This window comes from Streptococcus sp. HF-2466, from assembly GCF_015594645.1.
Lineage (GTDB): Bacteria > Bacillota > Bacilli > Lactobacillales > Streptococcaceae > Streptococcus > Streptococcus anginosus.
Genome location: NZ_JADNQU010000016.1, coordinates 19061 through 30734 on the forward strand (window position 1 = coordinate 19061; position 11674 = coordinate 30734).

Sequence of the window (11674 nt, forward strand, 5' to 3'; positions counted from 1 at the left end):
GACTACTAACGATCGCTTTTTTCTATGAATTATATTAAAATAATAGATGAAGTATTGTGATGTAGAGAGAGAATATGACAAAAAAAGTAGGTGTCGGTCGGGCACATAGTAAGATTATTTTGATAGGGGAGCATGCCGTTGTCTATGGCTACCCTGCTTTGGCTCTACCTTTAACTAATATTGAAGTGACTTGTCGCATTTTGCCGTCAGATCATGCGTGGATTTTGTATGAAGAAGATACTCTTTCTATGGCGGTTTTTGCTTCTTTGGAATTTCTAGGGGTGCAAGAGGCTTATATTCGCTGTGAGATTGAGTCAATGGTGCCTGAAAAGCGCGGAATGGGTTCTTCTGCGGCAGTGAGTATTGCTGCGATTCGAGCTGTTTTTGATTACTATGAGCAGGGGTTGGATAGGGAAACTCTGGAAATTTTAGCCAATCGAGCGGAGATGATTGCCCACATGAATCCGAGTGGTTTAGATGCTAAGACATGCTTAAGCGATCGTGCTATTAAATTCATCAAAAATGTTGGTTTTTCAGAGTTTGAGACGAATCTTGGAGCCTATCTTGTGATTGCAGACACAGGGATTTATGGGCATACACGGGAAGCTATCCAAGAAGTTGAGCAACTCGGAATGACCGCTTTGCCACATCTTCATCATCTTGGAAAATTAACCAATGAAGTTGAAGAAGCTTTGAAAGTAAAAGATTTAGAGAGAATCGGGATAGCCATGTCAGAAGCTCACCTCAGCTTAAAAAATCTAGGCGTGAGTTGCCCTGAAGCCGATCGACTTGTTGCCACAGCGCAAGAAAATGGAGCGCTTGGTGCGAAAATGAGTGGTGGTGGTCTAGGTGGCTGCATTATCGCTCTAGTGGCGAGCAAAGAAAAGGCTGTCAGTTTGGCTGATTTATTGAGGGAGAAAGGAGCGGTAAACACATGGATCGAAAGTCTGTAAAGGTGTGGTCTTATGCCAATATTGCCATTATCAAATATTGGGGTAAGAAAGATACTGTCAAGATAATTCCTGCAACGAGCAGTATTTCTTTGACCTTGGAAAATATGTACACAGAAACAACTCTGTCTAGCTTACCAGTGAGTGCCCAGTCAGATGAATTTTACATCAATGGTGTTCTGCAAGATCAAGCTGAACATAAAAAAATGAGCAATATTGTAGATCGTTTTCGTCCTCAAGGAGCTGGTTTTGTACGAATTGATACAAAAAATAATATGCCGACAGCAGCGGGGCTTTCATCTAGTTCAAGCGGTTTGTCTGCGCTTGTTAAGGCTTGTAATGACTTTTTTGAATTGCACTTGTCCACAAAAGAGCAAGCACAAAAAGCAAAATTAGCTTCTGGGTCTTCCTCACGGAGTTTTTATGGACCGATTGCAGCTTGGGACAAGGATAGCGGAGAGATTTATCCAGTAAAGACAGATTTGAAATTAGCGATGATAATGCTGGTTTTGTATGATCAGAAAAAGCCGATTTCAAGTCGTGAGGGAATGAAACGCTGTGCAGAAACCTCCACGACATTTAGTGATTGGGTGAGACAGTCCGAAGAAGATTATAAAGCCATGTTGACTTATTTGTCTAACAATGATTTTGCTAAGGTGGGAGAATTAACAGAAAAAAATGCGCTTGCCATGCATGCTACCACTCAGACAGCAACGCCAGCGTTTTCTTACCTGACCGAAAAAAGCTATGAAGCAATGGACTTCATCAAACAATTACGCAGTCAAGGAGAGCGTTGTTATTTCACTATGGATGCAGGACCAAATGTAAAAGTGCTGTGTTTGGAAGAAGATTTGGAGCATTTGGTGCCGATATTTGCAGAAAAATACCGCCTCATTGTCTCTAAAACGAAGGAATTGCCAGATGACTAAAACAGTAAGAACATGCGGGAAATTGTATTTGGCAGGGGAATACTCTGTATTGACAGCGGGACAAGGCGCGATTCTGAAAAATATTCCGATTTATATGACGGGAAAAATTCATTTTTCTGAACGTTATCAGTTGTTTTCAGATATGTTTGACCATACTGTGGATTTGACACCTGATGATGAGTACAGTCTCATTCAGGATACAGTTGCTGTTATGAATGAGTTTTTACAAAGTCGATCCATTTCACTACGTCCCTTTTTCTTAACCATTACTGGAAAAATGGAGCAAGATGGAAAAAAATTTGGTCTTGGCTCTAGTGGGAGTGTCGTAGTTTTAACCATACGAGCAATAACGGCCTTGTATGGTCTGGCGTTATCTGCTGAGGAAACCTTTAAGCTGGCAGCCTATGTCCTTCTTAAACGTGGGGACAATGGCTCAATGGGAGATGTGGCTTGTATCGCTTATGAAGATTTGATTTATTACCAATCTTTTGACCGCAAAAGAATAGCGGAGCAGATCAATGAGTCGCCCTTAGAAAGTATATTAGCTCAGGATTGGGGAACTGTCATTCGGAGAATCCAACCACAACTTACATTTGATTTTTTTGTAGGCTGGACAAAAGAACCAGCTATTTCTAGAGATCTTATCAATCAGGTCAAATCAGCAATTTCATCCAGTTTTCTAACACAAACACAAGAAGAAGTTCTTCGACTGGAGAAGGCGCTGCTTGCTGGTGAGAAAGAAATTATGAAAGAAAGCCTAGAAAAGGTTAGCCACCTATTGGCGGAACTTAGCCCCGCTATTTACAATGAAAAACTGAGAGCTTTAAAAAGAGCCAGTCAAGGATTGGACTGTGTGGCAAAGAGTAGCGGTGCTGGCGGTGGTGACTGCGGCATAGCATTGTCATTTAGCGAGACAGATAGTCAAATCTTAGTGGAACGTTGGCAGGGGGCAGGAATTGACCTTTTATATAAGGAAAGGTGGGGAATGGATGAATAAAAATCGCAAAGACGAACACATAAGATATGCGCTTGAGTACGATTCGCCTTATAATAGTTTTGATGACATGGAGCTTATTCATTGCTCGCTTCCTAAGTATGATTTGGACGAGATTGATTTGACGACGCAGTTTGCAGGCAGAGATTGGGAATTTCCGTTTTACATCAATGCTATGACAGGTGGAAGTGAGAAAGGGAAGGGCATCAATCAGCGCTTGGCACAAGTTGCAGAAGCTTGCGGTATTCTTTTTGTCACAGGCTCTTACAGTGCTGCCTTGAATAATCCAACAGATGACTCATATACTGTCAAGCAAGATAAGCCCAACCTGCTCCTTGCAACGAATATTGGACTGGATAAGCCGTATTCCTCAGGGCAGCAGGCAATCACAGACCTTCATCCTCTTTTTTTGCAAGTGCATGTCAATCTCATGCAAGAATTGCTCATGCCAGAAGGAGAACGCTCTTTTAAAACTTGGCGAGCACATTTAAAAGATTATGCTGAGCAAAGCACAGTCCCGGTAGTGTTGAAAGAGGTTGGCTTTGGTATGGATTTGGCAACGATCGAAACTGCTTATGACCTCGGTATTCGAACGGTTGATCTTTCTGGTCGTGGCGGAACGAGCTTCGCCTATATTGAAAACAGGCGCGGTGGCAATCGAGACTATCTCAATGATTGGGGGCAATCGACACTCCAAGCCTTACTAAATGCTCAGCCGATGATGGATAAAATGGATATTTTGGTGAGTGGTGGCGTACGGCAGCCGCTTGATATGGTGAAGGCTTTTGTGTTAGGAGCTAAGGCTGTAGGACTTTCATGCACCATGTTAGAATTGATTGAAACGCATTCGGTGGATGAAGTCATCACGATTGTAAACAGTTGGAAAGAAGATTTGCGCTTGATTATGTGTGCACTTGGTTGCCAAAATTTGAGAGAGCTAAGACAAGTGCCTTATCTTTTGTATAGACGTTTGCGAGAAGCACAAGGTCAACTAAATAAAGAAATCCGATGAGTTTTTTCACTTATCGGATTCTTTTTTTCTATGATTTTTGACGAATGTTTTCTAAAATTTCTTGTGCTCTTTTGAGACTAAAATGTTTCTCAGAAATGAGCTGAGAAACCAGAGGAGCGATTTCTGTATCCTTAGCTCCCGCTAAAAGAGCTAGAGATTTGGCTTGTAGCTTCATGTGTCCGTGTTGAATACCGGTGCTAACCAACGCTTTCAAAGCCGCAAAATTTTGCGCTAAGCCGATAGACGCAATAATACTGGCTAACTCTTTTGCGGTTGGTTGTTTTAGCAAATCGAAGCTAACTTCCACCGTAGGGTTGAGCCCAATGGAACCCCCTTTTGTAGCAATAGGGAGCGGGAGAGTAATCTCTCCGCAGAGCTTTTGAGTGGCTTCCTTGATTGACCAAGTAGTCAATCCTTGATAGGAACCATTTCTACTAGCATAGGTATGCGCGCCTGCTTCAATCGCCCGCCAGTCATTTCCTGTCGCTAATACGACAGCATCAATTCCATTGAAAATGCCTTTGTTGTGGGTACTGGCACGGTAAGGATCTTGTTTGGCAAATTGGCTTGCCAGCACTATTTTCTTAGCAATGCCAAAGGCTTCTGATTTATTTCGACTGAGAAAACGAATATCAATTTCACAGGTGGCAGTGACCAAGGCTTCTGTTGCATAATTTGATAGAATTGCCATCAAGCTTTCACCGCCAGTCAACTCTTCTAATGCTGTTTTCAACGCTTCTAGCATGGTATTGAGGATATTGGCGCCCATAGCTTCTTGGGTGTCAACTGTTAGATAAACGACTAAAAATTCAGCTTCTCCATTTAGCCATTCTACACGTAAATCACGCGCACCACCTCCGCGGTTGACAATTGATGGGTGTGCTTGATTGGCCAGCTCTAGCAATTTTTGCTTGTGGTTTTGGATATTTTTTATAGCTACTTCGATATTTGCTACTTGATAGAGAGCAACTTGTCCAATCATTTGACGCCTGTGAATAGTCGTTTTGAAGCCCCCAGAGCGTTTAATAATTTTTGCTGCAAAGCTAGCAGCCGCAACGACAGAGGGCTCTTCTGTTACGAAAGGTACCTGATAAACTTCCTCGTCTACCACAACATCAGGAACGAAAGAGTAGGGCAGAGCAAATGTCGCCAGAACATTTTCGCTCATTTGGTCGGCTGTTGAGAGAGGGAGCATGTGATTATGTTCAAGGTTTGTTTGATTATCCTCGTTTAGTAAGTGATAGTCTTTTAAAATTTGCAAACGTTCTTGCAATGATTTTTTGGAAAAACCCGTCCAACTTATCTTCATATTATTTTTCCACCTTGATATATGTACGTTGGTGTTCTACGATTTCTGCTAAGGCAAAGTCTTGATTTTCATAGCCTGTGAAGTTAGCAGAGCCATTTTCATCTAGTTTTGCTTCTTCAAAAAATACCTTCTCATAATCTGGAATGCTTAAAGGCGTGCGCTTATTGAGTATTTCCATACGATTGGCTTTGAGTTGTTGGTTAAAACCTGCTACGAGTTGACCACTAAAGATTTCTGATACAGCTCCGCTTCCATAGCTAAAGAGCGCAATCCGATCGCCTGCTTTAAGTGTCGTACTATTTTCAAGTAGGGAAAGGAGACCTAAAAAGAGGGATCCCGTGTAGATATTCCCTACCTTTTGGCTGTAAAGAATGGATTGCTCAAAATTCGCTTGTAGTTGCTCTTGCTGCTCAATTGGCAAACTCTTATCCATAATCTTTTTCATACCCTTTAAAGCTAATTTAGGATAAGGCAAATGGAAGCAAACTGCTGCAAAATCTTTTAAGGACACTTGATTGTGCTTTTGGTACTCCGCCCAAGTTGTTTTTAGACTGTCTAAATACTGTTGCGTAGAATACATGCCATTGACAAACGGCGTTGTCGAATAATTTGGCCGCCAAAAGTCCATAATATCTCGTGTTTGAGCAACATTGTCTTCATTAAAACTGAGAATCCGTGGATTACTTGTGATGAGCATAGCCACTGCTCCAGCTCCTTGTGTTGGCTCCCCTGGTGTCTCAATACCGTATTTGGCAATATCGCTTGCAATGACCAAGACCTTTGAGTCTGGATGTTTTTCAACGTGTAGTTTTGCATAATCCAGTGCGGCAGTAGCACTATAGCATGCTTCTTTCATTTCAAAACTACGCGCAAATGGCTGAATTCCAAGCAAACCATGAATAAAAACAGCAGAAGCCTTGCTTTGGTCAATTCCAGATTCACTGGCCACAATCACCATGTCAATAGCCTGTTTATCTTCTTCAGTTAAAATAGATGCTGCTGCACTAGCTCCCATGGTTACAATATCTTCTGTGACTGGGGCGACACTGATTTCTTTTAGTAAAAGTCCCTTGCTTAGTTTTTCCGGGTCAATGTTACGCGCTTCTGCCAAATTTTCTAATTTCAATACGTAATTGGCTGTCGCAAAGCCAATTTTATCAATTCCAATGTTCATCATTACCTCTATATATTTTTCGGTTTGATATCAAACTTATTCTATTCCATTTTATCATAATTCAAGTGGAAACTGAGAAAAAAGCCATCTTAAGATAAGAAGGGCTTTAGACAGTTTAGTTGTTCTTGTTGAATTACGAAGAACGGTGTTTTTGCAGATAATGGTAGAGTCTGAGCACCACCGTACCACTTGCCATTCCAATTGAAATGACCAAGGCTAAAATCACTACCAAGGTAGCATTAACCATAGCATGACTATAATCTCCAGTGACAAAAAAGGCGGTTGTACGATAGGAAAGGTAGCCCGGAACCAATGGAGCTAAAATAGCCAAGATAAAGACGACCGCAGGCGTTTTGTAGAGAATGCTCAACACTTGACTAATGCAAGACCCGATAATGGCTGCAATGAATGTAGCAATGATGACATTTGTCGGACCTTTTAGCACATAATACAAAAGCCAGATAAACATTCCAAGAACTCCTCCTGGAATGAGCATGCTTTTTTGAACATTTAAAACGATTAAGAACATTACAATTGCAAGAAAACTTGCTGCAGCTTGTAGTAAGACAGTCAATGGATTCACCTTTTATTTCATTAGGACGAGAGCTACGGAAGTGCCAGCTCCGAGTGCCAGAGTAATTAACAGTGTTTCAAAAATTTTGCTCATACCAGAATTGAGATGATTGGTCATCAAATCACGTACGGCATTGGTCAGAGCAATACCGGGAACAAAAGGCATGACAGCACCAGCGATGATTAAGTCCGCACTAGAAGGAAAGCCAGAATAGCGCGCCCAGATCTGTGCCAGCAGACCAAAAATAAAAGCTCCGGCAAAAGCTGTGACAAAAGGAATGCGCACGTATTTATTGACCGAAAGAGAAAAGGCAAAGCCAAAGAAGGTCGCAAGAGCAGCGCCGAGCGCATCATAGAGATTGCCACCAAACATGATAGAGAAAAAAGGGGCACTAATAGTAGCAGCTAGCGTTAGCTGTTTATTTGTATAAGGCGCTTTTTTCTTTTTTAGCTGAGTTAATTTCTCAAAAGCATCTTCAAGACTGATGTCCCCACTAACCAGTTCACGCGATACTTGATTGACATCGCATACTTTTTCGATATTGTAATTTGAATGAGTAATGCGTTTCATACGCGAAATATTGGTGTTTTCAATTGAAAAGAAAATGGCAACTGGCATTGCGAGTGCATTACAATCCATAATTCCTTGAGAATGAGCAATCCGAATCATGGTATCTTCAACCCGATAAATTTCAGAACCACTTTGAAGCAGAAGCGTACCTGCTAACATCAGGACATCAACAGTTAGATTAAATTTGTCTTCCCTTTCTACATCTCTTTTCTCCACCATTTTTACACCCTTTTCTTTTAACTAACAATACCTCTATTATAGCATAAAAAAGAAGAAAACCAGCTGGAATTTCCAACTGGTTTTTGAGAATAGAATTGAATTAGCTAAGGGCATCATCCATTGAAAGCACTTCGTGGAAGACACGTTGAGTCAATTCAGTTTTTTGTTCTTTAGTAAGGTATTTGGTATTGACACAGTAACCTGAGATACGAACGATAACATCTTCACCATTCATAATCTTATCATAGACATCTTTAAGATCCATAACGTTCAAGTTGACGTGTTGACCACCATTTTCAAAGTAACCGTCAAGAATCGTTACCAAGTTATCTACCTGTTCTTCGCGCGTTTTACCAAGAGCACGAGGTGAAACTTGTGTCGTCAATGAAATACCGTCTGCTGCATAACCAAAGTCAAGGCTAGCTAGTGAGTTGAGATTTTGCAACCAACCACCACGAGCTTTGTTAGATGGGTTCGCACCTGGTGAGAAGAATTCTAATTTAGATAAGTTCACTGAACCATCTTCGTTGAGGTATACCCCTTTGTGGACTGGTGAGTTACCAGTTTGTTTAGAGTAGGCAACGTTAGATGTGATGGTAAGAAGAGATACAGTCGCTTCTGCATTCTTGTAAAGTCTATGGCTACGAAGACGAGTAGTGTAAGCTTCAATCAACCATTCTGCCAATTCATTTGAACGAGGATCGTCTTCACCCCAACGTGGGTAGTCACCAGTTGTTTCATAGTCGTAAATGTAGCCATTTTCATCGCGAATTGGTTTAACAGTAGCATATTTGATAGCAGCTAATGTATCAACAGTATTGGCAAATCCACAGATACCAAATCCCATGTTAGCACGTTGATGTGTAGGCAAAAAGGCCATTTGAACAGCTTCGTAGTTGTACTTGTCTGTCATGTAGTGAATGATGTTCAAAGCATCTACATAAGTGTCTGTCAACCAATCAAGTGATTTTTCAAAGTTTGCTTTAACAGACTCAAATTCAAGTACTTCGTCGCGGATAGGGTCAATATCAAATACCTTGTAGTCTTTGTGAACATCGTCGTAACCACCGTTCAAACCAGTCAAGAGAGCTTTAAGGACGTTTACACGAGCACCGAAGTATTGGATGTTGTGGCGTTGTTCTTCATTTTCTGGGTCAAGTGGTGACACACAGCAAGAGATACAGCTCATTTCGCCATAGCCGTCTTTTGCCATTGTCGTTACACCTTCGTATTGGATAGAAGAATGTTTGTGACTCATGTGCATGCAGTAATGACGGAATGAGTAAGGAAGTTTGTCAGTCCAGAGAACAGTCAAGTTTGGCTCTGGTGAGTTACCGATATTGTCAAGTGTGTTCAAGAAACGGTAGTCCATTTTTGTCACACGGTGACGACCATCATTTCCCATACCTGCCATAGACGTTGTGATGAAGGTTGGGTCACCTGAGTAGAGTTGATCGTATGCTTTTGTACGAGCAAATTTTACAGTACGAAGTTTCAAGACGAAATCATCAACAAATTCTTGGATTTCTGATTCAGTGAAAGTACCACGAGCAAGGTCGCGTTCTGCATAAATGTCAAGAACGATTGGCACACGTCCAAGAGAAGTAGCAGCACCATTTACGACACGGCAGACAGCCATGAAAGCAATGTTCACCCATTGAATAGCTTCTTTTACGTTCACAGCAGGTCTACGAACATCAAGACCGTAAAGGTCACCTAGGCGAACGACTTCTTTCAATGATTGGTATTGAAGGTTGACTTCTTCGCGAAGACGAATAGTTTCTTCATCAATGTCTGTCAAAGCATTCCAATCTTCTACTTTTTCAGCCATCAAGTAGTCTGCTCCGTAAAGTGCAAGACGAGCATAAACACCGATGATACGTCCACGTGAGTAAGCATCTGGCAAACCTGTAACAGTATGCGCATGGCGTGCACGGCGGATATTTGTTGTGTAGGCACGGAAAATACCGTCATTTACAGTTGTTACGTATTTTGTGAAGATTTCATGCATTTTAGGATCTGGTTCATAGCCATGTTCCTTCAAAGCAGTTTCCGCCATACGGATACCACCTTTTGGCATGAAGTTGAGTTTGAACAGCTCATCGTTTTGGATACCGTAAATCAATTCATTGTCTTTGTCAATGTATCCAGCTGGAATATCAGCGATTGAAGTAGCGCGTGTATCCATTGGGAAACGTGTTTCTTCATAATGTGCTTTTGTATCTTCGATAATTTTTTTAATGTGAAGAGAGCGTTCAGTTGGACCAGCTAAGAAACTTTCATCTCCGTCATAAGGAGTGTAGTTTGCCTGTACAAAACGAGATACGCTAGCTTTTTCGCGCCAATCTTCCCCTTTGAAGCCTTCCCAGGCTTTGTCAAAAATATCCTGTGCTTCGACAACAGTTTTAACAACCATGTTTTTTCCTCTTGTATCTTTCTAGTAACACAAATCTGTTACATTTATAAAATAAGTATATCATATAGTAATCGTTTCCACAAATGGAATCTGGTCATAAAAGCACTTTCTTTTATAATACAGATTAAAAAATCAGCGTAAATTGTATTATATTTTTGAAAAAATCAGCATATTTTCAAATATTTTGGAAAAAATGATAAAAATTGTATAATGGAGGAAAGAAAAGAGTCAAGAAAGGAGCTGTATTGATGTTAATTTTTCCCTTAATCAATGATACGTCTCGGAAAATCATTCACATTGATATGGATGCCTTTTTTGCCTCCGTAGAAGAAAGAGACAATCCAGCACTAAAAGGCAAGTCGGTTATCATCGGAGCTGACCCTCGCTTGACAGGCGGACGAGGCGTTGTTTCGACTTGCAATTATGAGGCACGAAAGTTTGGTGTTCACTCAGCCATGAGCTCCAAAGAAGCTTATGAGCGTTGTCCACAGGCGATTTTCATTTCGGGAAATTATGAGAAATATCAGGCAGTCAGTCAGCAAATTCGAGCCATTTTTAAACGATATACAGATGTGATTGAGCCAATCAGTATTGATGAAGCCTATCTGGATGTGACCAAAAATAAGTTAGGTATGAAATCTGCTGTCAAGATAGCCAAGCTAATCCAGCATGAGATATGGACAGAGCTTCATTTGACCAGTTCTGCTGGTGTGTCCTACAATAAATTTTTGGCAAAAATAGCTAGTGACTATGAAAAACCTCACGGTTTGACGGTTATTTTGCCAGAAGAAGCAGAAGCCTTTCTCTCTCAAATGGATGTGGCAAAGTTTTACGGTGTTGGAAAAAAGACGGTGGAAAAGCTGCATGATATGGGCGTTTATACAGGAGCAGATTTATTAGAAATTCCTGAGATGACCTTGATTGACTTGTTTGGTCGATTTGGATTTGACCTTTATCGCAAAGCAAGAGGAATCAGCAATTCACCAGTAAAAGTCAACCGTATTCGTAAGTCTATCGGCAAGGAAAGAACTTATGGGAAATTGCTCCATAACGAAGACGACATAAAAAAGGAGCTGACCCTTTTATCACAAAAGGTAGCTCGTAGTTTAAAAAAGCATGGAAAATCTGGTAGGACGATTGTTCTGAAGATTCGCTATGCGGATTTTTCAACATTGACAAAAAGGCAGAGCTTAGCGACAAGAACGCAAGATGCGGAGCAGATTGAACGCATTGCACATGAGATTTATGAGAGCTTGGACGAGCAGACAAAGGGTGTGCGTCTTTTAGGAGTGACAGTAACAGGATTTGGGATGTAAAAAAGTTTGGAATGGGGAGTTCCAAACTTTTTTGGCTCTATAATTTCTGTAGTGGGTAACACCACTGCAGAGATTATGGAGTTATTTTTCTACCATTTGTCAAGCAATTCAATGTTTTTCAGTCAAAGAATTGATGATTGATTTGATTTTAATAGTTTATCCTAGCCCTTTTTGGCTCTTTTGATTGGAAAAAGAGTACACAAAATCAACA

At 41.0% G+C, this 11674-nt stretch carries 10 protein-coding genes; 5 read left to right on the forward strand and 5 right to left on the reverse strand.

From position 1 onward, the window contains the following. Positions 1–74 precede the first annotated feature (74 nt). The 4 genes from mvk to fni are packed head-to-tail and all read left to right on the forward strand — an operon-like array spanning position 75 to position 3885. The gene (gene mvk / locus IYQ91_RS09370) at positions 75–953 is read left to right on the forward strand and encodes a mevalonate kinase (RefSeq protein ID WP_195673666.1); all 879 of its coding nucleotides are present in this window, start codon (positions 75–77) and stop codon (positions 951–953) included. Then, entirely contained in the window at positions 935–1879 is a 945-nt protein-coding gene (gene mvaD, locus IYQ91_RS09375) for a diphosphomevalonate decarboxylase (RefSeq protein WP_195673667.1), read from the forward strand. Before mvk ends, mvaD begins: the two co-directional genes overlap by 19 nt. Further along, positions 1872–2876, forward strand: a complete 1005-nt coding sequence (locus tag IYQ91_RS09380) for a phosphomevalonate kinase (protein WP_195673668.1) — start codon at positions 1872–1874, stop codon at positions 2874–2876. The genes mvaD and IYQ91_RS09380 overlap by 8 nt, the downstream gene beginning before the upstream one ends. Beyond that, positions 2869–3885, forward strand: coding sequence for a type 2 isopentenyl-diphosphate Delta-isomerase (gene fni, locus IYQ91_RS09385; RefSeq protein WP_195673669.1), 1017 nt, complete (start codon positions 2869–2871; stop codon positions 3883–3885). Before IYQ91_RS09380 ends, fni begins: the two co-directional genes overlap by 8 nt. Before the next feature lie 28 nt (positions 3886–3913). On the opposite strand, the gene IYQ91_RS09390 is transcribed toward fni, so the two are convergent. The 5 genes from IYQ91_RS09390 to pflB form a co-directional block, all read right to left on the reverse strand. Continuing rightward, a complete protein-coding gene (locus IYQ91_RS09390) occupies positions 3914–5194 on the reverse strand; it encodes a hydroxymethylglutaryl-CoA reductase, degradative (protein WP_126466425.1) in 1281 nt (426 codons plus the stop codon). Position 5195: 1 nt separating this feature from the next. After that, positions 5196–6368, reverse strand: a complete 1173-nt coding sequence (locus IYQ91_RS09395; protein ID WP_195673672.1) for a hydroxymethylglutaryl-CoA synthase — start codon at positions 6366–6368, stop codon at positions 5196–5198. Positions 6369–6501: 133 nt separating this feature from the next. Then, positions 6502–6951 carry a threonine/serine exporter family protein gene (locus IYQ91_RS09400; protein ID WP_020999439.1) on the reverse strand — a complete coding sequence of 150 codons (450 nt, stop codon included), beginning with the start codon at positions 6949–6951 and terminating at the stop codon, positions 6502–6504. A gap of 3 nt (positions 6952–6954) precedes the next feature. Further along, positions 6955–7731: a threonine/serine exporter family protein gene (locus IYQ91_RS09405; RefSeq protein WP_106101158.1), complete on the reverse strand. Its 777-nt coding sequence runs from the start codon at positions 7729–7731 to the stop codon at positions 6955–6957. Positions 7732–7831: 100 nt separating this feature from the next. Next, positions 7832–10147, reverse strand: a complete 2316-nt coding sequence (gene pflB, locus IYQ91_RS09410) for a formate C-acetyltransferase (RefSeq protein ID WP_195673670.1) — start codon at positions 10145–10147, stop codon at positions 7832–7834. Between the two features lie 248 nt (positions 10148–10395). On the opposite strand from pflB, the gene dinB reads away from it, so the two are divergent. Then, positions 10396–11463: a DNA polymerase IV gene (dinB, locus tag IYQ91_RS09415; protein ID WP_195673671.1), complete on the forward strand. Its 1068-nt coding sequence runs from the start codon at positions 10396–10398 to the stop codon at positions 11461–11463. Positions 11464–11674: the final 211 nt, after the last annotated feature.

Bases quoted from the DNA above. Each gene is read 5' to 3' on its own strand.
- mvk (WP_195673666.1), top strand. From the start codon at position 75: ATGACAAAAAAAGTAGGTGTCGGTCGGGCACATAGTAAGATTATTTTG.
- mvaD (WP_195673667.1), top strand. From the start codon at position 935: ATGGATCGAAAGTCTGTAAAGGTGTGGTCTTATGCCAATATTGCCATT.
- IYQ91_RS09380 (WP_195673668.1), top strand. From the start codon at position 1,872: ATGACTAAAACAGTAAGAACATGCGGGAAATTGTATTTGGCAGGGGAA.
- fni (WP_195673669.1), top strand. From the start codon at position 2,869: ATGAATAAAAATCGCAAAGACGAACACATAAGATATGCGCTTGAGTAC.
- IYQ91_RS09390 (WP_126466425.1), bottom strand. From the start codon at position 5,194: ATGAAGATAAGTTGGACGGGTTTTTCCAAAAAATCATTGCAAGAACGT.
- IYQ91_RS09395 (WP_195673672.1), bottom strand. From the start codon at position 6,368: ATGAACATTGGAATTGATAAAATTGGCTTTGCGACAGCCAATTACGTA.
- IYQ91_RS09405 (WP_106101158.1), bottom strand. From the start codon at position 7,731: ATGGTGGAGAAAAGAGATGTAGAAAGGGAAGACAAATTTAATCTAACT.
- pflB (WP_195673670.1), bottom strand. From the start codon at position 10,147: ATGGTTGTTAAAACTGTTGTCGAAGCACAGGATATTTTTGACAAAGCC.
- dinB (WP_195673671.1), top strand. From the start codon at position 10,396: ATGTTAATTTTTCCCTTAATCAATGATACGTCTCGGAAAATCATTCAC.